Below are 20838 nucleotides of genomic sequence, written 5' to 3' on the forward strand. Positions count from 1 at the left end.
CAGTTTGAAAGGATAAAATCTTCAAAACTAAGCTTATAAACTTCTCTCTTTAGAAAAATTCGAATGAATCCAATCTGAGATGAAACAAAAGAGGCCATCTCAACTCTATTTTGAGACAGCCTCTTTTGTTGTTTCTTCCTGTAATTCTGCGAAAGGTACTTACATACCCTTGTATGTTTTCCTTCAGCTCCGGTATATTATCCCTGTCTTACATCATTTGCAGTAAGGAATTTTTAATCGTTTTCTGATTTACCGTATCTGTCGTGGAAAGGCGGAGCAGGTGAAGTCCCAGCTTTGAAAAGATTTGATTTTTCAACGCATCACGCGACTGTTGTACATCACTTTCTTTATGAAAATGCCATCCATCTACTTCTATGGCACAGAGCGGTTGTTTAGTCAGAAAGTTATAAAGAAGGAAATCCACATGTGAAAGCGGACTTTCTGCAAATACTTTTTCTTTGTCATCCAGTACTTCCCAATCAGCAATGAGTCTGAATAACGGATAATGACAAAGCACCTTTGTGTTGGCCAGCCTTAATTCCGCAATCGCACCTGACAACACATCGTATACCAGATTCTCGGATAAATGTGCCGACACAGCCGGATGAGCAGCTTGGTAAGCCAGTCGTTCTGCCGTATATTGCTGATAGAGTAAATCAAAGACAGAATGCAGTTTACTGGCCTTCACCTCAAAGTTGTTGTAGCGAATGTAGCTGATCAGCTGGCCCAGATTCGAGTCCTGGGGAATCTCGTTTCCGGTCGTTACCAGGCACAACCGGGTCTTGGCACGTGAAATGGCGACATTGAGCAGGTTCGCATCATCGGAAAATTCGGTAGGAGCGTTGTCTACCGTACTCATAATAATGGTATCACATTCCCGTCCCTGATACTTATGTACCGTACTGGCAATGTCTTTTCCCACCGCCTGATTGATAGCTACTGCCTGTGCACGATAAGGAGTAATGATACCTATGCTTTCCGAGTCGCTACATGCCGGCAGCACCTCTTGCGCAATGACATCTATTTCCCGTTGGTTGAAATGTCCTCTGGCATGATTTCCAGGTACAGTTTGAACCACTTGCAATACATCCTTCTCCTCTTTGTCAGCAGTCATGGTAATCAGCTCCCCATTGTAGAAGCGCTGATTGCAGAATTCGATGATTTTGGGATGGCAGCGGTAATGTTCCCGAAGCAGGGTCACCGGAGCATTTTTGAAAACTTCTGTACACGATTGCAAAAAACTGTGTGTCACAGCATTGTACCGTTCATCCACCTGATAAGTCGTTTGAATGGCATTCAGAGCCAGTGCCTCTTCCCGGCTTACCACATTGGGCAATTGTTTGTCGTCCCCTACAATTACGGCATTTACCGCACACGACAAGGCCAGCGCCCCCGTCTTGATATCCACTTGAGAAGCTTCGTCCATAATCACATAGTCAAACACCATCTCTTTGCTGATGCAGCTTTTGGCAGAATAAGTAGTGCTGAGTACAACCGGATATTCTTTCAGAAACTCCTCTGTTCTGGGCTTGATATCCTTGACGGTAAACCTTGTCCTGTTGCTGGTATGATATCGTCTGGCTATCTTGTCTTTCAAGAGCTGGAGAGAAGAAGACCGAAGCCTTTTCACGTTTTCCTGAATATCTATGCGCTGAAGTTCAGCAGTAACCAATTCCAGTTCCTGTTCAATCTCTGCCTTCCGGGAAACGTAGTAAGCCGATTCAAGACCGGCTATGACAGATGACGTTTTCCCGCGAAGTTGTGTCCACATTTTGAATCCGAATGAAAAAGCGCATTTCAGTCTGAACCAGAAGCCCAGTTTACGGCCGTTCTCTATCGTCATCTGGTAATGGTTAAGCAATTTCATGAGTTTTGCAGATGACATTCCGTTCAATTCTTTGCTTCCTGCCGGGTGGTTTGCCTGCATTTCGTTGTATTTAGCTTCTTTTGATAAAGCATCGCATTCGGCCTTTAGTCTTGCCTGCCGGAGTTGTCCGTCAAATCCTTGCGAAACCACCTGGAATGATTCTTCTGCTACATCCTTTATCTCGGTTCGTGCCTCGATTTTCCAGTCAGTCATATCCGGATAATCAGCCTGATTGGCTACGAACGCTTCTTTATTTTGCACGCTGCCCAATTGAGCCACAATGAATCCAAGCCCTTCGCCCTCCAGCTTTTCTGCCACATTTTCTACGGCCGAGTTATTGTTTGATACCACCAATACCGTTTTGCCTTTCATGAGCAGGTTGGCAATAATGTTCAGTATGGTCTGTGTTTTTCCAGTTCCCGGAGGTCCCTGAATAATACTTACCTGATGAGTCAAAGCCGCTTCAATGGCCGTTTTTTGACTGGCATTGCATCCAAATGGATAAAACACTTGTTTTGGCATACGGTAAGTTGCCAGTCGTGTCTTGTCACCCAGGTATTGAGCCAGGGGAACATTGTCGCGCTTCACATCGACCAGCTCATATTGTTTGGATAGAATACTTTCATCCGTTTCAGTCACCAGTCCGGTTTCTGCAGCCAGTTTACAAAGATAATCCCAGGTAGAGCCGGTATTTCTGTCAATGGGGGTACGGGTGACATATACCTCGTTCCCTTCCATGTTTTCATAGCAACCGTTGTCGTAGGTCACTCGATAAAAGGTATATCGTCCGTCAGTGAAGCGGAGCAGTTCTGTCACGTTTGTGATATGTCTGTTCCGGATATACAGCCCCTTTTCTCCCAGATCAATACGCTCCGGCTGGGTGAGATAAAGCAGCCGGGAGGGGTTGTAGTTGAATATGCTTGGAGACGCCAGGAACCGTACGGCCCAGAGTCCCTTCTTGTTTTTATAAATGGAAGAAACCCGTTCGGTGACAAACATTTGCCTGTCGCCACGTTTTTCTAAATCGATGATCATGCATAGCCTTGCATCCATATATTTAATTGCTCTTCTTTGTCGTTCTGCAAAGATAAAGAAGCGGTTTCCTTTTTCATCGTTTTTATGAAAGTATTTGTCCGGATGTATGATATATGTGAGTAATGTCATGCAGATATCCGGGAATAAGGCTCACATGCGAATTGTCCGATTTTATTTTTTGCTCATGCAGGAAGGAACTGTCCAATCGATCACTTCTCACTCAGGAAAGCCGCAATATCCTCTGCCTCCGGCATCTGAAGCGTCTGGCGAATGGTACTCTTTCGCTGATAAACCGTGCGAACAGACTGTTGCGTGACTACACTGATCTCCTTGGTGGTGAAATTCGCTTTTAGCAGACAGCATAATTGAATCTCCTTCTCATTCAGTACCGCACCGAACCTTCTGACCAGGGACGTATAGAAACCTTCAAACACATAGTCGATGGTCTGATAAAGATCATTCCAATTCAACAGCGAGTCGACATTTACCTCTTGACTGGTAATTTCCTTCATCTTTTTGAGCAGCTCAAGATGGGCAGAAGTGGGATAGGAGGTCGCTATTCGGATGATTCCCAACTGCTGCAGCAATATCTTCTTGAAGAAACGGTCGTCTTTATGACTGTCATCCGCAGTGGATGATTCAGACAGAAGTTTGCGTAGCGCATCAATCTCCTCTTCCTTCTCTGCGAGCTTGTTTTTCCTGTTCCGCAGCCATAGCAGCAAGTCCACAATGGCAAGGAGCATGACGGCCGACAGCACCAGGAACAGCATCTGCTCCTTTTGCCTTTGAATCGTCATCTGCATATTCTGCTCCGTAAGCCTCCAGTTAGCCTCTCGTCCGGCTTCGGTTATATCCCGGTTCTTGGAGGCATTTCCTTGCAGTACATTGCCAAAATGCGCCCACTCCATGACATTGATTCGTTTGTACCTGGCATACTCAAGGATACTCTTCAACTGCTCCTTATAAGTCGAAACGGCCAGGTTGCGGTTAAAATATTCATCGGCATACTTGTCCGTCAGCAGCAAATGCTGCTCCGCTTTGTTCAGACTGTCTGCCAGGATATAATACCGGGCCAGTGACAGATGTGCCTTGGCCACATACCAATTATCTTTTCCGATGAAATGAGTTAGCACCTGAGTCTGCAGTTCGATGGCTCTTTGTTGATTGCCATAGTGACTGACGACATCTGCATGGTTGGGAAGGACTTTTTCAAAATACAGGACAGAGTCCGCAGCAGTCTTTATGTATTGAGGGAGACTGTCGAACATACGGACACATTCGTCCGGGCGGTTCAGAAAAAACTTCAGAGTGGCCATTGCCTGCCGGTTCTGGAAGTTTTGTGCCGATTTATCCTCCATTATCTGAGACAGATAGCTATAGGCAGCCTCGTAATCATTATCTTTATAAGCCAGGTCGAACAACGCATATAAAGCCTCTTTATTCTTCTTCGCCATTGGCTTCAACAGGCCATATGCCTTTTCCGACTCATTGCGCCACCAGTAGTGATACGCCGTCAGGACGGTGGCCTGCACTAATCTTGCCGAATCTTTCGGCGCTGATGTCTGGTAATGCTTCAAAGCCTCACAGAGCAAGCTGTCTTCACTCAAGGATTCCGCTTGCTCATGGCGGATGGCTGCCGCATCCAGTATCTGTGCATACCGGGTGTCGTTTTGACGATTCATGCAACTTGTCAGAAGGATGATAAGTAAGGTAAGTAAGGATAGATATGCTCGCATGGTACCTGATTTTTTGTAAATGTACGAGTTTTTCCTGTAAATCACTCCTCTTGCATCCCTGATATAAGGCACTTCAAGCTGAAATATAACATTTTTATTTATGGGTATTTGATTATTAGATGGTTACAAGGATGATTGCACTACGGATTCTTTCAGATATAAACAAATGATAACGTCCTCATGCATTAATTTTGGATGAAAAGCAGCTGCAGATGCAGTGCTCGTATTAAACCCTAAAATGATGTTCAATGAAGAATCAGGTATTGTTTTTTATGCTTTGCGTGGGCTTTGGGGAACAGTTGGATGCACAACATGTCTCCGGAAGGGTAGTTGATCATGAGAACCGTCCTCTTGCCGGAGTGCATTGCGTGCTGATGGACCCCTCGGACACGACCCGCATAGCGGGTACCACCACCCGTCCGGACGGATATTTTGAATTGAAAGCAAATGAAATAAATGCAGTAAATAATGTAAAAGGAAATGAAGATACCACATACCTGCTTCAATTATCGTGCATCGGATTTGAAAAGGTTTTCAGGGCATGCAAGCCCGGTAATTTAGGGAATATTCTCCTTCGGGGGAATGCGGAATCATTGGCTGAGATTGTTGTCAAAGGAGATTCCCGACACAAAGATGCCATGACGGAAACCTTCTTTCTGACCGATTCACTGAGAAACAGTTCAAGAAATTCCCTCCAATTACTCGACCAGTTGCCGGGAATCAGTGTGGACTGGGCATCGGATGCCATAAAGATCGGTGAGTATCGGGATGTACCGCTCATGCTGAATGGCAGAGAAGCGGGAAAGAATCTGATACAAAACCTGAATCCTCAACGCATCAGGAAAATCGAATAGCTCCGTTACCCAAAGGGCAAATACGGTGAGGTTCCCATAGTGCTGAACTGCATTACCTACGACGACTATTCAGGCTATGAATGGAGCGTTCAGTCCAAAGGGCTGGTATCCTTCCGTACCCCTCATTCCCATAGCGAACATGCAGGAGCCGATTTCGTCTGTACGTCAGACAGAGGAAATGTATATGGTGAGCTGGCGGTCAACGGTAAGAAAATGTACCGTGCCGCCTCTTATAGCTATCTGTACAGAAATGAAGTAGCCGAAGCCACCGAAAGGGAGGACCATCGCCACCCAAACAGCCACAAGGCAAATGGAGATTTTAGTGTAAGTCTTGGTACGGACTACAAGATTGCGGCCGGACATACCGTCTCACTGCAGTCATGGCTGGAAGGTGGCAGACACGATGAACATGAAGGCTACCGGTTGCTGGAGGATGCCCAGTTTTCTGAAAATCAAACCGATTACCGTTATCTCAATACAACAAGTGGCCTGTATTACCGTGGGAATATCACCGACCGGCTTGTCATCACAAGCGATCTTACCTACAACTATTATCGTGTTCATGAACGCCGGCTGTATCACAATCCGGTCCGGGATACCCAATTATCGTATACCGGAAGAAAGGATTTCTGGAGATACAATGCAGACGTGAATCCTATCTGGAACAATGCGTTGCGCAGTAACCTGGGGTATACATATACTGCCAAGTCCTACCTTAATAACGACAGACTTACCGGAGAAGCATTGTTCCGTACCCAGGAAAAACGTCACGATATTTATGCCTCGCTGATGATACGTCCCCACCGGAAGGTCAGTCTGGTAATGGGCAGCAATGTGCTTGTGGTGCATAGAGACAACGGTCTTGATTCCGATGACCGCTGTTCGTGGATGCCTTCTGCCAAACTGCACTGGCAGGCATCCGGGAAACTGTCTCTCACAGGCAATTATTTCTGTGACATCGAATACCCTAATCTGGACCAGTTGTCAACGGTCACGTATAACCGGAACCGGATACTGATGTACCGGGGCAATCCGGACCTGCAGGAACGGGTCATGCACTACATGGAATGGCGGATCAGTGTCCCCAAAGTGATGGAAGTTACCTACATGCTGAAACATTCGGCCAATGAGATGACTCCATGGTTTTATACGGAGAATGACTACGTAGTAGAAACGCTGACAGGGTGCCGGTACAGGCATCAGTACATCGGATTGAGCGGAGACTATCGTATCGGGCAGAAGTTTTCAATGAATTTTACAGCCAATTACCAGTGGTATGGAAGGAAAGGAACCGAAAGCATCTGGCGCCGGGGCCATACCAGCTACCTTGATGTAGCAGCCACCTGCCGGATGAATTCTCACGTATCTCTCAGGGCTGCCTACTTCCTGCGGGATGACCACATCCCTCTGTTGCAAGGAGAGAAGTATGACCAGGAGGAAATCCTGCAACTTGGTTTGCTGGGGCATCTTTGTCAAGGCAGATGGTCATTGTCTGTCAATTTTACCGTGCCCACCAGCCTTCTGCCGAAGCGGACCTGTCAGGACATCACCCTTCCCGGTTTCAGGTTCACTTCTTGGGAAGACGAGCGGGTCAATCATGCATTGATGCAAGTCGGTCTCCGGTACAACTTTGGTAAAGGCAGTGTCTCTAAATCAAAGAACCCGAATCGGAGTGAAACTGAAAAATAATCCGGATTGTTAAAGTAAAATACCAACCGGATGAGGCTCCATGAATTACACAAGCAGATAAACACCTGAATGAAGATTCCCGGAAGCCATCATCCGTTCATGCAGTCAGGAATTGACCACCAGCATGATACCTATTCCCCTTTTCGTGACAATCTCTATCTGCGGGTCATCGGCAAACAGTTTCCTCAATTTCGTGATGAAGACATCCAGGCTCCGGGAAGCAAAATAGTCATCCTCCTTCTCCCAGAAGCGGCTCAGGATAATATCCCGCTTTACCACCTCACCCTTATGCTGGGCAAGCAGTTGCAGAATCTGACTTTCCCTGACGGTGAGATTCGTGCTGTTGCCGGATTCGTTGTTGTAAAGCGTAGCCTGGTCTGCATCAAGAGTATATTTCCCGAATTCACATACACTTGTCTCTTGATGAGCCTTGGCCCCTTCCTTCATCTTCAGAATGGCATGAAGGTGAGCATCCAGTTCGTCCGGGATAAATGGTTTTTTGACATAATTATTTACCCCAATGTCATAGCCCTTTCTGACATCCTTGGGCGAGGTGAGTGCCGAGGCAAACAAGATAGGCGTATCATTATCCGTTGCCCTTATGTGGCGCACCATTTCAAAGCCGTCCATGACAGGCATGTCGATATCCGAGATGATAATGTCCGGATGATGTGCTCTCCAGGCCTGTAAGCCCTCCTTACCGTTGAATGCCGTAATCACTTCATAACCGCCGATGATATCTTCCAGTCCGCTCTGGATGATATAAGCCAGGTTCTTGTCGTCTTCTACCAATAACAGTTTTATCATGATATGAATAATTTATATTGTCAGGTTATTTTTAAGCGTTATCTTTAAGTACAGGGTGGGGCAGGTAAATGGAAAATTCCGTGAACTCACCTTCAATGCTTGTGACAAAAATCTTCCCCTGATGCGCCTTTACCACCTGGTCCACAAAGTTCAGTCCAAGACCAAAACCGGAGATACCGTTCTTCCGGTTCCGTTTTACCGCCGAAGTGCGTTCGAACTTCAGAAAGATCAGGTGGATGTCCTTCTCCGATATACCCAGTCCGTTGTCGTGTATTTTGAGAATGGTATATCTGTCATCCCGTGCTGCGGAGATACCGATTCTTACCTTCTCTCTGGAGTATTTGATGGAATTGTCAATCAGGTTGCTGAGCGCTTCTTCCAGGTATTCGGCATCGGCATAGACCGTATCCGTCTGCAGGTCGACAGTAAACTCCACAGGCTTCTGAGACTTCAACTTGAATTTTCCCGTAAGCTTTTCAATCATCGGGTCAAGCAGAAGCTCCGTCCTGTTCATCTCCAGTTTATGATTCTCCAGTTTGGAGATTGTCAAGACCTTGTTGGTCAGCGTGAGCAGATGGTCGGCCTCATTCTCCGCAATGTCAAAATAATTCTTCTTGATATCCGGTTTGCTGTCAAGCTTTCCGCTCCGCAGAAACTTCAATGCCATGATAATGGAAGTAAGCGGAGTCTTCATGTCGTGGATCAGGGCATATGAGAAGTCCTCACGGATCTGGAAAATCTTCTCGAACCGGGAGATAAACCTCACCTGATAGCCTATACAGATGATTACCAGCAGCATGATGATGAACGTGCCGGCAAGCAGCAGCCCCATACGCTTGAAGACATACGTGTAAGGATTCTGCAGTGTCAGTTGGATACCTTGTGACAGGTCGGCCCTTACCGGAATCACCCTGGATTTCAGTTTGCTGTTCGTATCCGTCGCCTCCATTGCGGTACTTTGTAGAATAGAATCCTTCCTGATGTCAATAAGATTTACATAATGACGGTTGTGTATGTCTTTGTCTTTCAGCAAGAGACTGACCAGAGAGTCGATTCTGTAGATAGACAATTCTATCCCCAACTCCCTTATGCCTTCACAGAGATAAGTAATCTGGGGAACCGAGTCGCTCTCCAGATCGGCCAAAATTTCAGTATCGGCCGGAATCTGATTGCAGACAATATTGATTTCCTCGTTCAGCGCTTTCCTGAACGCTTCATAACTCTCTCTGAGCAATTCATTCCTGATCAGCTTGTACGAACTGGATATCCATATCACCTGCAGAGCCATTGCCCCGACCAGTCCGATAACCGACAGAGCAGTGATGAATATTATATTTTTCTTACGTTGCGACGTCTCCATAAACGATAATTGTATGATTGCCCGAATCTTTTCTCCGCAAATATAATATTTGGATGGTTAATACCACCCACAAATGAAAGTATTAACCTAAAGATAACATAAGGATGGCGGGTGATTTGATTGTATCGGATTATATTTGCAGTGTGGTAAAAACAAGACCGCCAATCAAGGTATAAAGCATAACATATAAAGTATAAAGCATAAAGATATGAAGATATTCGAGAAACTGTTTGCAGGAAAATCATCCCGGAACCGTGCGCTGATTTCATACGGACGGGGCCCCGAAGGGGAAGAGGTGATGATAGACATTACCGAGTCGAGGCGGATAAATGTGACGGTCATCGTAGCCTTTCTGATTATCTTGCCTCTGGTCATGCTGCTCTTTTCCGCCATTTACGGCGCCGAAAGTCTGAAAGTCACTTCTGCCAATTATTTTCCCAAGGGCTGGTGCATCATCCTTGTCGGCTTGCTGTGGGGAGTACTGATGAACTGGTTTTTGCAGGCGGTAGTCTATCTCATCATCCATCCCCGGTCGTATCGGAAATTTGCAGTGAGATTCAACCGCCACAATCACACGGTCCGTTTTTTCTACGAAGGAGATCTGAAGGTCATCCATTTCCGGGTGGCAAATATTCTGGCACATTGTGTCTGCGGATACATTCCTTTACTTGCCGGTTTCATTATCGGAGATGTGTCCGTCTGTTACCTGGGCGTCTTGTCGATCATGTATTTCCTGGACGAGACCAGTCTGGTATGGAGGCTGCGTCACTACAGTGGGCAGGCCATGTGCAGGTATAAGGTAGATAAGAAATAGGAACAGAAATGTGACAGCCGAATGGTTTTTCTCGGTATTGCTAAATAAACTGATTGTTATGGGAAAAGAAAAAAATAAAAAGACAAGCTACACATTTTGCTTGATATCAGGAATGCTTTGTGGCATAATTTTTGGAGCAGCGACCGGTAAATTAGCAGTGGGCATTGCACTGGGATTTATGTTTGCTACCATGTATTATTTGTTTTTTACGGACTCGGGTAACAAGATGAAGAGTGATGAATAAGAAACTTGTTGTTTCAGAAATGCGGGCAGTCTTGTATCGGATTGAACTGTCGTACACATACCGTCTGATGTTTAATTTGGTTACAAAATGTTTTATTAAGTGATTTTTCTTAGTATCGGGTGAATCACCTTTCCTTTTGAAAAAGTTTTATTATAAATTGCAGTCAGGTTAAATTTTTCCCTATATTTGCTTAAACTATTATGAATAAACGATGGATATCATGAAAAAACTACTGATTTTATTTTTAGCATGTCTCCCTCTGATGGGAACGGCAAAGGAGAAAAACGACAATTCCGACCCGAAATACCTGGCGGGAGCCATTACGATGAATGACGGTAAAATAGAATTTACGAAAGAGGTTTCAACGAAAGGCCTTACCCGTACCGAGGTTTACCAGGCATTGCTGAACTGGGCGAAAGGACGGTTTGTCTCAAACGGCAAACTGCACAGTCAGGTGGCTTATGCCGATGAAGAACGCGGAGAGATTGCCGCCGTAGCCGAAGAGTATATGGTGTTCTCTTCTTCTGCCTTGTCGCTCGACCGTACCCGTATTTATTATCAGTTCCTGATTCATGTGGGAGAGGAAACCTGTCAGATGACCATGACCCGCATCCGTTACTGGTATGAAGAAAACCGTGACGGTGGCGAAAGATATACAGCCGAAGAGTGGATTACGGACGATATGGCGTTGAACAAGAAAGGTACGAAACTGGCTCCGATTTGCGGAAAGTTCCGTCGGGAAACCATCGACCTGAAAGATGCGCTCTTCGAATCGGCTACTGCAGCCTTGGGACAGAAACTGCTGAACGAGCCTGCACAGGTGCCTATGGTAGCATTGCAGCCGGCTACTCCTGTTCAGACACAACCGTCTGCATCGGGTGAACTGAAGGCTGTGGGTGTAGCTGCCTTGCCGGCTGACCTGGCTTCAATGGCTAAACAGGGACGCATTACGCTGACTGCCCTGAACGGTGAGGAGACTGAACTGAAAGCAGAAAACTGGGGTGGCTTCGGCAAACTGTTCGGTAAAGACGTGGCTTATCTGTTGATTGACAAGAGCCGTATCGCTGCCAGTGCACTGATGGAACAAAGTGAAACGTATGAGGTTTCCTTCTATCTGGCTGGAAGCAACGAACCTTCGGTAGTGGTAAACTGCAAGAAGTCTATGTCGCAGAAGATGACAGCCGATGAGCTGAAATCATTGAACCAGAATATCGATACGTCAAAAGAATACGTGATGTATATCGGTGAGGTAACCGGCGCTCAGATGAGATAATTCCGGAAGCCTTGTGGCAGATAAAAAGACATCCGGCAGGTGATTTTCACACAATCATCTGCCGGATGTCTTTTTTGTTTCCTGCCGTTTTTCTCCAGCTCTTACGTTCTTACTTTTTTCTTTTTTCTTCTGTTCTTATGTCTGACTATTTACCTAGGCTATCTTTTCCTCGATGCAAGAAATACGCCGCCCAGTACAAGAATCACTCCACAGAGTGCATACAGGGTGATTTGCTCGTGGAGAAACAGCGAGGCGGCAATCATGGTAAACAGCGGATTCAGATACAGGTAATTGGATGCCTGTATGGTACCGAGCTGCTTGAGGATGATGTTCCATACCACAAAACAGATCAGAGAGGCAAGTACGCTGAGGAAAGCCAGGTTCATCCATACGGCTGGTCGGGTAAATGTTTCCAGCGAAAAGCTGAAGGGGTGCACCAGAAAGGCAGGAAGAACCGTGAGGATCCCGTAAAAGAAGACCTTCCGGGTGATGAACGTGGCACTGTAGCGGCCGGAGAGTTTCCGGATGAACAGACTGTAGAAGGCCCATGAAAGAGCTGCACTGAGAGTCAGTAAATCCCCTGCGGGGGAGAGCTTCAGTACAAAACTTCCGTTGAAGATAAGCAGTCCTACCCCCACCAGTGCAATCAGCGAGCCGATGACCAGCGAGGAACCGACCTTCTCCCTCTGACTGCTCATCTGAGCCAGCAGGGTAGTGAGCAGAGGGGTTGCACAGATGATGAAAGATACGTTCGTGGTCTGTGTGAGTCCGAGTGCCGTATTTTCCGTCAGGAAATACAAGGTCCCTCCCGTCAGTCCCGATAAAAGCAGCAGCACTTCGTCACGCAGGCTCTTGGCAAAGATTCTCTTGGGAGAGATGAGCCAGATGCCGAGGTAAGCGATGAGAAAACGGAGAAAGAAGATATCTTGAGGATGCATTCCGTTCTCGATGAGTACTTTGGTAGAAATAAAGGTGGTACCCCAGACACCGACAGTGAGAACGGCCAGCACATGATACAGTCCGGGTGAGCTTTTTACTTGAATGATTGGTTTCATGATGTTGTTGCTAAAAAACGGGGCAAAATTACTGCAATTATTCTTTCATACTGTGGTTTCATTTCATAAATTTTCTTTAGAAAGGTCGTGTCTGAGGCACTTGTGAGGAGATTATGACAGATGGGCAACCGGATGGTTTCTGATAGGAAAGCAGCGGAAGTGTACTGAAGGCTTGGAAAGGTAAATGTGCCGGGCAGAGGGTGGTCAACACAATTATAAAGATTTACTCACGTATAATTGTGTTTGGTTGGAAAGCTGGCGGCCTTTTGGAAAAACCTCGCCAGCTTTTGGAAAAAGACCGCCAGCTTTTCATACATGCATAAAGGTCTTTTTACAAATGCATAAAGGAAGAGGGACTAAATAAGTTGACACAAATTATTTAGTAACGTGCGTGAATATAAAAAGTATTTAAAAGAAGAATGTTTATCTTATTTGGAGGAATATTTGTACTCTTCATTCATCCAAAGGCAATTTGAACGAGAAAAAGGTCTTAAACGCACAACAATGCTGCGTTGGCTTCGTATCTTTGGACTTGAAGATAAACCAAGTCCCGATATGAGTAAGAAATTAAGTTAGACAGAACAGGAACTTCATGACCAGATATATGAACTGGAAAAGAAGATAAAGTCCCTGGAAGCAGAACTGAAACGTTCAAACATGGCACGTAATGCATACGACTGTATGATAGATTTTGCAGAGAAGACGTATAACATCCCTGTAAGAAAAAACTCAGGTGCCAAGTAATCAGAAGGTTATCGCAGGGTGGGCATTGTTATCCCGTACACTCACTCTGTCGGTTGCTTGGTATATCTGCACAGTTATATTATAAACATAACTATAGTTCTGATGTGGTTGACATACTTTCTGGCAGTATAGTACTTTATTGTATGTATATCCGTAGTGATGACAGGCTTCCCAGAGCCGGCTGCCGTGAACTCTATGAACTATGTCGGCAATACTTCAAGGACAAGTTTACAATAGGGAGGGACAGGTTCTATAATATACTTCGATCCAATGGCTTGATGCTCAGAAAGAAAAGATATCGACCGCATAGGACTCAGGACACGGTTCCCGTATCTATAATAATCTGTTGAATTACTTCCTTAAAATCAACAGTATCTTTGTATGAGCAACTTGCGTAAACGTGTTGCAAATACAGTGCAAATCCGAAAATAAGCGTCCATAAGCAACCACAGCTCTTTACTGCAAAAGTGCAGATTTATTTGATAAATATCGTGATATAAACACATAATAATCAAATCAATGGAGCAATTTTAACAAAATATCCGGTTTTATCCTTACCTTTGTATATAGAACTTGGGCTTTATCCCCAAACAACAAAAAGAAAACGATGCAAATTCATAACAATACATTGATAGCGGAATGCTCGTCTTACGATTTCAAGGAAATGCTGGAGCGTAAGAAAGTAAAGTCATGGCTTAAATCCGTGTCGGCTTTTGCCAATACGGACGGTGGCAGCCTATTCTATGGAGTAAACGATGACGGAGTTTTTGTAGGTTTGGAGAATCCACAAGCAGATGCCGACTTTATCAGTGAAATGATAAAGGCAAGACTTGACCCGGTACCTGACGTACAACTTATCCCGATCGAACACGAAGGACGTGCCTTGCTTGAAGTAAGAGTAAAGGCAGGAACGCTGACACCATATTATTATTATCAAGACGGAACACGTACAGCTTATACACGAGTCGGTAATGAAAGTGTGGAATGCAATTCGCAACAACTTCTTTCATTAGTATTAAAGGGTACGCACATGACCTGGGATTCGCTGCCTACACAAGTGGATGCAAATAAACATTCTTTCGTTATCCTTGCCAACACTTTCCGCGAACAAACCCATCAGGAATGGAACGATAAGTATTTGGAGTCATTCGGACTTGTCACATCTGACGGTAAACTGACCAATGCCGGATTGCTGTTTGTGGATAATTGCACTGTATTCCAATCACGTATTTTCTGCACACGTTGGACAGGACTTTATAAAGACGATGCTATCAGTTCCGTAGAACATCGGGCAAATCTCGTATTGCTTTTGAAATATGGTATGGACTTCATCAAGAACTATACCATGAGTGGATGGGTGAAGATGCCGAACTATCGCCTGAATCTCCCCGACTATTCCGACCGTGCTATCTTTGAAGGGTTGGTAAACCATCTTATCCATAGAGATTACACAGTTATGGGTGGTGAAGTACATATTGACATCTATGATGACCGAGTAGAATTGGTATCACCAGGAGCAATGCTTGATGGCACACAAATTCAAGACCGAGACATATACAAAGTGCCGTCCATGCGCCGTAATCCAGTTATTGCGGATATGTTTACTCAATTGGACTATATGGAGAAACGTGGTTCGGGTTTAAGAAAAATGAGGGAACTTACGGAGAAACTGCCTAATTTCCTGCCGGGCAAAGAACCACAATATCAAACGGAAGCAATTTCTTTCTATACCACATTCTATAATTTGAATTGGGGAGAGAACGGAAGGATACCTATAGAGGAAGTTGCCAACAGGGTAAATAGTAGCCTCGAAAAGTACTCTATCGATGAAGAATCTTCGGTGAAAACTTTCGGTGATTTACAGAAATCTTCGGTGAAAACCTTCGGTGATTTGCAAAATTCTTCGGTGAAACAAAAACGATTGGGACGGACTGCACAAAGCATTCTTGACCTTGTAATATCAGATGGCTCTATATCTCAAGATAAGATGGCGGAAAAAATAGGAGTCAGTAAACGAGCCATTGAAATGCAGATTGCAAATCTAAAAGCCAAAGGATTGCTTGTCAGAGAGGGAGCAGATCATGGTGGCTATTGGCGTATTGTAATTAATCCTAAAGCAGAAGAATAGACCTATGGGAATATATCTTATACCACTCTGTGTTATAGTTGCCATTTTGGTAATCGCTTTTTTGTTTGCTTCTTTACAGCAAGTAAAACATAAAACTCGATATATAGTGCTTTATGTAATAGCCATAATCATGCTATTTGCTGTTATTCCTATCAATGAATATTTGACTAAGTTTACGCAAATTTCAAGTGAAGAATACCTGCTTATTTTAATATTCGATATTGCGGTGGGATATTTTTGTATGTACATTGCCGGTTTGCTGAAATTCAATCTTCTTAAACAAAAAAATCAAGCATTAGAAAATGCCTTGACAGAAAAGCAACAAAAAAATGTAAATGCTCTATTAAAGCATCAAAATGAAAAGCAAAAAACACTTCTCAAAGGAGAACTTGAATGGTTAACAGAAAAAATCAAAGTATTTACTGAGGAAGAGCAGAAAGCTGTTCTTGCTTGTGCCTGCGCATTTGCAGAACATGACTTGATAATTGCTCCATCAATATCTATTCAGCAAAAAGATACGTGTAGTCAGCAAGACCTTATGTATTTTGTTTGTTCTGCTTTTTTCAATATGGGAAAGAAGCGTAATGATATTGTAAGTTTCTTATATAAAGTTTTTCCTATCTATTTTCCTGCTGGAGAAAGTGTATTGGCTAAAAAAATGCCGGGACAGGAAAGGGTAAAAGAGAGAAGAGATAAAGAAAAACAATCCACATGAACCACAAGTATCATTGAAGTATATTCCAATATAAAGTCGTTTTTCGACATATATTTGTCAGATAATCATTATAGTCAGAATAGATTTTCGATTATAATGATTATCTTTGTTTTTGAAAACATATTATGTATTATGTAATGTATGAACAAAGATATTAATCGCTTGAAGGTGGTTCTAGTAGAAAAGAAACGTACTAATAAATGGTTAGCGGAACAATTAGGAAAAGATCCGGGAACTGTTTCGAAATGGTGTACCAACACTATGCAACCTAACCTAGAGACATTAGTCAAGATTGCTGAATGTTTAGACGTAGATGTGAAAGATTTACTTTGGTCAATAAAAGAATAAAATAACAACAAATGAACATATTTTCATTTTTTGCAGGTGCAGGTTTTTTAGATTTAGGATTCGAATTACAAGGTGACTATAATATTGTTTTTGTGAATGAATTTCACGAAACCTTTAATCGTATTTACCGTTATGCAAGACATAATATGGGATTGCAAGAACCTAGATACGGTCACCATATAGAAGATATAACTGAATATGTTAATGGAGAGCATAGAGATAAGCTTCAAAGACTTATAAATTGGGTAGAAGAGTCCAAAGAGGAAGAACTTACAGGGTTTATCGGAGGCCCTCCATGTCCAGATTTTTCTGTAGCAGGAAAAAATAGAGGAAGAGATGGAGAAAATGGTAGATTATCTGGAACGTATGCTCAGCTGATTTGTACAGCACTTCCAGATTTTTTCCTTTTCGAAAATGTTAAAGGATTATATAGAACTGCAAGACATAGACAATTCTTTGAAGACTTAAAACAGCAATTCATAGCTCATGGATATTCTTTAACGGAACAACTTGTAAATTCTTTAGAATTCGGAGCGGCACAAGATAGAGATAGAATTATATTAATAGGATTTCACCAAGATGCTGTTGATAGGTTACATCTTCAAACTGATAATGGAATATTAGTGAATTTTCCTTGGGAGGCTCATAAAAGATATAACTTGGAAGAAGTAAAAAATCTGCCATGGCCTAACAAATCCCCCTACCTAGAAAATACTCCTACACCTATGCCTGATGGTATTATAGCAGAATTGACTGTACAACATTGGTGGACGGAAAATGATGTCACACATCATCCCAATGCTAATATGTATTTTCAGCCACGTGCAGGAATTGTAAGATTTAGAACAAAAGAAGAAGGTGATGTAGAAAAAAAATGTTATAAACGTCTTCATAGATGGCGATACTCTCCAACTGCTGCATATGGAAATAATGAGGTTCATATACATCCTTTTCTTCCGAGAAGAATATCTGTTGCAGAATCATTGGCAATTCAATCATTGCCTGCAAATTTTACCCTGCCACAGGATATATCATTAACAGATGCCTTTAAGACTGTTGGAAACGGAGTTCCTTTTGTACTAGCAAATGGCATTGCAGAATCTATTAACGACTATATTAATCACATAAATAATTAGTGCATGACTTTAACATTAGAACACCTATTAAACTTAATCGATGAATTACCCAAAGGAGTTAATTTAGATTATGTAAAAGCAGGAACAAATAAGATTCAGCTTAATAGTGTTGATCATGTAGAAAAATACATATCAGCAACAAAAGTTGATACAGAAAAAGGTTCTACGAAAAGTGCCAATATAACAACGGAAAATCTTCGTGTATTTGTAAACAAGGTTGTTGAAGACAAGCCTTTACATATAGAATCTGTTTGGAATGGTTCAGGCAGTGCCCGTTCTGCATGGGAGGGGTTATTTGCTCATACATCAGAATTTTACACTCACTTCTCAAAAGGAAGAAAACATTTAGTGTGGATTCCTGCCCATCCTCACAAAGTAGGAGAAATTACTCCTTTAACAAAAGAATTGCTTGATAGTATATCTACTTATAAGAGTACATCAGACGAACAATTATATAAAAATATAGACATCATTACCGCTATTAAAACAAAACCTTTCCTTTTGCTTGCTGGAATATCAGGTACAGGTAAAAGTCGCATTGTTCGTGAACTTGCCCGTGCATGTTGGGACGAAGATTCCATCGAATACAAAGCCCAAAAACCTAAGAATTTTGAGATAATTCAAGTTAAACCTAATTGGCACGATTCTACTGAACTAATTGGATATGTAAGCCGTGTTAGCGGAACTCCTGTATATGTGATTGGCGATTTCTTAAGATTCATTACGCAGGCATGGGAAAATTTAGATATACCTTATTTCCTTTGTCTGGATGAAATGAATCTTGCTCCAGTAGAACAATATTTTGCGGAATTTCTTAGCGTAATAGAATCTCGCAAAAGTAATGAAGACGGAACGATTACAACTGATCCTATCCTAAAGAAAAGTACGGAAGATTGGTATCGGGTATTGACTGCCGAACTAACAGGAGGCAATGAAACGTTAAGAAACCGATTTTTGGAAGAAGGCATAACCATTCCACAAAATCTAATTGTAATGGGTACGGTAAACATGGATGAAACCACCTTCTCTTTCTCCAGAAAGGTTCTTGACCGTGCCATGACTATAGAAATGAATGAAGTGGATTTGTATGCTGGACTGGACAGCAAATATGAGCGTATTGGCAAATTAAATAGTGACATGCTTATTGGTACAGCTGTAGAAGGTGTGGATGTATATGCAGATAATGAGGAAGTTTGCAATAAGGTTTTAAGCTATTTGCAGGCTGTAAATGATGTACTTAATGGCACACCGTTCAAGATAGCCTATCGTACACGAAACGAGTTCTTGCTTTATGTGGTAAACAATTTACCCTACAACTTGGATGAAAAAGGAAACGAGTTCAGCGAGGATGAGGTCATAGCAATAGCATTGGACGAAATAACAAGCATGAAAATTCTATCTCGTATTGAAGGTGATGATACAAAAATCAAACATTCACTTCTTGAAAGCTTGATTACTACTATCGAGGCGCAATTATTGATATTGACTGGAGAAGAAAAGAAAATAGAATCTATTTCTGTAGCCAAACTGAAAGAAATGAAAGAACGATTAACATTATCTGGTTATACAAGTTTCTGGAGCTAAAACTGGAAAAGATATGTAAGAGAAGATGGAACTGTTTACTATAAAACATCAGGATTTTGAAATGATTGTCGAATGTACAAAATTCGATAACATTTGGAATAAGGCAAAGAATAATGTGGGAGAAGAAAACTTATACTCCACTTATTCTTGGTCGGAAGGAGTAATGTCTGTTATTTTAAGCAACCATATTGGAGAACAAATTACGATTGAAAATAGCCAACAAGCTCCTGCTGTTTTTTTTGATAATACAGATTATCCTATTTGGATTGAGTTCAAGGACTATGTGAAGAAAGCACAATTTGGCTCCATTCTTCAAAATGAAAATGATAAATTCACTTTTCGAAGACAAATATTAGCCGGTTTCTTGAATTATGGTAATGAGGTTGGACGCAGTGAAATACAAATCATATATCAAGTAGGAACAGAAGTCCGTAATTTTGCCTTCTCCTTTGAAGTGTTGAGTACAAAGCTTAATTATCACGAGCACTGGAAAACTATTATAGAGGATATTGAGCAGGAGTATAGAATGCTTTCGCTGGATTATATGCGAAGAACCTTTCATGGCTTTTCTCCAGATATAAGTGGTGAAACTCCGGAAATAATTTGGTGGAGTGTCTTTGCCAACGAACAAAAGAAATTTATCCAGGCATGCAAAAATATCATTGACCGCCCAAGACACCGTTTGCATGAAAAGGCATCATATAAACGTGCGGACAGATTGACGTTTATCCCATCTAGCATAGAAAACGAACTTGCAGAACATAGATCTGACAGTTCACATTTATATCGTGTAGAAGAATGTGCACGGACAAATGATACACAGGAAAATAGATTTTTGAAATTTGCACTTAGCCAAATTACAAAGAAATATGAGACCTTGAAAAAGCGTATAGAAGTGATAAAGAATGCGTCTGATGTAATGAAAGAGGATATGCAAGTTACATTGGCAACGTTGAGACATTTACAACAGAATCCCTTTTTCCGTACCGTGGGAAATTATAAAGGTCTGAGTCAAGAAAGTTTGGTTTTTAAGGGGGTTAGAACGAAATGTAAGAATGAGTGAACGCAAAAAGTTGTGTAAGTGATTGATATTGAATAGCATGAGGGTAAAATACGAAAAGCGCGAGTTAAAACGAAATGTACGGAGCGCGAACATTATTCATACATGAGGGGCTGAAAAGCCCTATTTTTTTGGCGTTATCCGGGCGTTCATAGAGCGTTCACTAAATGGTATCTGAACACTCTGTAAACGGCGGATGAAGGAGCTAAAAAGCGGCTACAAATGCGTGTGGGGCTGATTCCCTATCTCTCCATCTCTTGGCAGGTAAGTTTCCAATTTTAGGGTGTCCCCTTTTAGACGGGCGCCAGCAGGCACCCGTCTAAAAAAGAGTCCACAAATTTAACGATTATTATTTGCATATTGTCATGGGAAGAAGGTTTTCGTAATCC

The 20838-nt window shown here is 42.7% G+C and carries 16 protein-coding genes; 11 read left to right on the top strand and 5 right to left on the bottom strand.

Features of this window, described 5'->3' with window-relative positions; all coding sequences use genetic code 11:
• Positions 1-208 precede the first annotated feature (208 nt).
• Both H3001_RS16515 and H3001_RS16520 read right to left on the bottom strand, forming a co-directional pair.
• Positions 209-2920 carry an AAA domain-containing protein gene (locus tag H3001_RS16515; RefSeq protein WP_181215529.1) on the bottom strand — a complete coding sequence of 904 codons (2712 nt, stop codon included), beginning with the start codon at positions 2918-2920 and terminating at the stop codon, positions 209-211.
• Positions 2921-3111: 191 nt separating this feature from the next.
• On the bottom strand, positions 3112-4638 hold the full coding sequence (locus tag H3001_RS16520) for a tetratricopeptide repeat protein (protein ID WP_181215530.1): 1527 nt from the start codon (positions 4636-4638) through the stop codon (positions 3112-3114).
• Positions 4639-4886: 248 nt separating this feature from the next.
• On the opposite strand from H3001_RS16520, the gene H3001_RS16525 reads away from it, so the two are divergent.
• Both H3001_RS16525 and H3001_RS16530 read left to right on the top strand, forming a co-directional pair.
• Positions 4887-5492 (top strand): peptidase associated/transthyretin-like domain-containing protein, encoded by a 606-nt coding sequence (locus H3001_RS16525; protein WP_181215531.1) that lies wholly within the window; start codon positions 4887-4889, stop codon positions 5490-5492.
• 39 nt (positions 5493-5531) lie between these two features.
• Positions 5532-7181 carry an outer membrane beta-barrel protein gene (locus tag H3001_RS16530; RefSeq protein WP_181215532.1) on the top strand — a complete coding sequence of 550 codons (1650 nt, stop codon included), beginning with the start codon at positions 5532-5534 and terminating at the stop codon, positions 7179-7181.
• 105 nt (positions 7182-7286) lie between these two features.
• Here the strand turns inward: H3001_RS16530 and H3001_RS16535 are convergent, their stop codons facing one another.
• The gene (locus tag H3001_RS16535; protein ID WP_181215533.1) at positions 7287-7988 is read right to left on the bottom strand and encodes a response regulator transcription factor; all 702 of its coding nucleotides are present in this window, start codon (positions 7986-7988) and stop codon (positions 7287-7289) included.
• Positions 7989-8019: 31 nt separating this feature from the next.
• A complete protein-coding gene (locus H3001_RS16540; RefSeq protein WP_181215534.1) occupies positions 8020-9348 on the bottom strand; it encodes a sensor histidine kinase in 1329 nt (442 codons plus the stop codon).
• Between the two features lie 208 nt (positions 9349-9556).
• On the opposite strand from H3001_RS16540, the gene H3001_RS16545 reads away from it, so the two are divergent.
• From H3001_RS16545 to H3001_RS16555, 3 genes are all read left to right on the top strand, one after another.
• Positions 9557-10162 carry a hypothetical protein gene (locus H3001_RS16545; RefSeq protein WP_181215535.1) on the top strand — a complete coding sequence of 202 codons (606 nt, stop codon included), beginning with the start codon at positions 9557-9559 and terminating at the stop codon, positions 10160-10162.
• Between the two features lie 58 nt (positions 10163-10220).
• Positions 10221-10406, top strand: a complete 186-nt coding sequence (locus tag H3001_RS16550) for a hypothetical protein (protein WP_178244558.1) — start codon at positions 10221-10223, stop codon at positions 10404-10406.
• A 220-nt stretch (positions 10407-10626) separates the two neighbouring features.
• Positions 10627-11679: a DUF4468 domain-containing protein gene (locus H3001_RS16555; RefSeq protein WP_178244559.1), complete on the top strand. Its 1053-nt coding sequence runs from the start codon at positions 10627-10629 to the stop codon at positions 11677-11679.
• 158 nt (positions 11680-11837) lie between these two features.
• Here the strand turns inward: H3001_RS16555 and H3001_RS16560 are convergent, their stop codons facing one another.
• Positions 11838-12734, bottom strand: coding sequence for a DMT family transporter (locus tag H3001_RS16560; protein WP_178244560.1), 897 nt, complete (start codon positions 12732-12734; stop codon positions 11838-11840).
• Between the two features lie 1351 nt (positions 12735-14085).
• Between H3001_RS16560 and H3001_RS16565 the strand changes: the two genes are divergently transcribed.
• The 6 genes from H3001_RS16565 to H3001_RS16590 all read left to right on the top strand — a co-directional run bounded on the left by H3001_RS16565 (position 14086) and on the right by H3001_RS16590 (position 20452).
• Entirely contained in the window at positions 14086-15606 is a 1521-nt protein-coding gene (locus H3001_RS16565) for an ATP-binding protein (protein WP_181215536.1), read from the top strand.
• A 4-nt stretch (positions 15607-15610) separates the two neighbouring features.
• On the top strand, positions 15611-16321 hold the full coding sequence (locus H3001_RS16570; protein ID WP_181215537.1) for a hypothetical protein: 711 nt from the start codon (positions 15611-15613) through the stop codon (positions 16319-16321).
• A gap of 141 nt (positions 16322-16462) precedes the next feature.
• A complete protein-coding gene (locus H3001_RS16575) occupies positions 16463-16669 on the top strand; it encodes a helix-turn-helix transcriptional regulator (RefSeq protein WP_181215538.1) in 207 nt (68 codons plus the stop codon).
• A gap of 11 nt (positions 16670-16680) precedes the next feature.
• Positions 16681-17805: a DNA cytosine methyltransferase gene (locus H3001_RS16580; RefSeq protein ID WP_181215539.1), complete on the top strand. Its 1125-nt coding sequence runs from the start codon at positions 16681-16683 to the stop codon at positions 17803-17805.
• A 3-nt stretch (positions 17806-17808) separates the two neighbouring features.
• Entirely contained in the window at positions 17809-19389 is a 1581-nt protein-coding gene (locus tag H3001_RS16585; protein WP_246368664.1) for an McrB family protein, read from the top strand.
• A 25-nt stretch (positions 19390-19414) separates the two neighbouring features.
• A complete protein-coding gene (locus H3001_RS16590; protein ID WP_246368665.1) occupies positions 19415-20452 on the top strand; it encodes a DUF2357 domain-containing protein in 1038 nt (345 codons plus the stop codon).
• The last annotated feature ends 386 nt before the right edge of the window (positions 20453-20838 follow it).

The sequence above is a fragment of the Phocaeicola faecicola genome, from assembly GCF_013618865.1.
Taxonomy (GTDB): Bacteria; Bacteroidota; Bacteroidia; order Bacteroidales; family Bacteroidaceae; genus Phocaeicola; species Phocaeicola faecicola.

What these genes read in the sequence shown, in the direction of transcription:
- H3001_RS16545 (WP_181215535.1), top strand. Translation starts at nt 9,557, where the DNA reads ATGAAGATATTCGAGAAACTGTTTGCAGGAAAATCATCCCGGAACCGT.
- H3001_RS16555 (WP_178244559.1), top strand. Translation starts at nt 10,627, where the DNA reads ATGAAAAAACTACTGATTTTATTTTTAGCATGTCTCCCTCTGATGGGA.
- H3001_RS16565 (WP_181215536.1), top strand. Translation starts at nt 14,086, where the DNA reads ATGCAAATTCATAACAATACATTGATAGCGGAATGCTCGTCTTACGAT.
- H3001_RS16575 (WP_181215538.1), top strand. Translation starts at nt 16,463, where the DNA reads ATGAACAAAGATATTAATCGCTTGAAGGTGGTTCTAGTAGAAAAGAAA.
- H3001_RS16590 (WP_246368665.1), top strand. Translation starts at nt 19,415, where the DNA reads ATGGAACTGTTTACTATAAAACATCAGGATTTTGAAATGATTGTCGAA.
- H3001_RS16535 (WP_181215533.1), bottom strand. Translation starts at nt 7,988, where the DNA reads ATGATAAAACTGTTATTGGTAGAAGACGACAAGAACCTGGCTTATATC.
- H3001_RS16570 (WP_181215537.1), top strand. Translation starts at nt 15,611, where the DNA reads ATGGGAATATATCTTATACCACTCTGTGTTATAGTTGCCATTTTGGTA.
- H3001_RS16580 (WP_181215539.1), top strand. Translation starts at nt 16,681, where the DNA reads ATGAACATATTTTCATTTTTTGCAGGTGCAGGTTTTTTAGATTTAGGA.
- H3001_RS16540 (WP_181215534.1), bottom strand. Translation starts at nt 9,348, where the DNA reads ATGGAGACGTCGCAACGTAAGAAAAATATAATATTCATCACTGCTCTG.
- H3001_RS16515 (WP_181215529.1), bottom strand. Translation starts at nt 2,920, where the DNA reads ATGGATGCAAGGCTATGCATGATCATCGATTTAGAAAAACGTGGCGAC.
- H3001_RS16560 (WP_178244560.1), bottom strand. Translation starts at nt 12,734, where the DNA reads ATGAAACCAATCATTCAAGTAAAAAGCTCACCCGGACTGTATCATGTG.
- H3001_RS16525 (WP_181215531.1), top strand. Translation starts at nt 4,887, where the DNA reads ATGAAGAATCAGGTATTGTTTTTTATGCTTTGCGTGGGCTTTGGGGAA.
- H3001_RS16550 (WP_178244558.1), top strand. Translation starts at nt 10,221, where the DNA reads ATGGGAAAAGAAAAAAATAAAAAGACAAGCTACACATTTTGCTTGATA.
- H3001_RS16585 (WP_246368664.1), top strand. Translation starts at nt 17,809, where the DNA reads ATGACTTTAACATTAGAACACCTATTAAACTTAATCGATGAATTACCC.
- H3001_RS16520 (WP_181215530.1), bottom strand. Translation starts at nt 4,638, where the DNA reads ATGCGAGCATATCTATCCTTACTTACCTTACTTATCATCCTTCTGACA.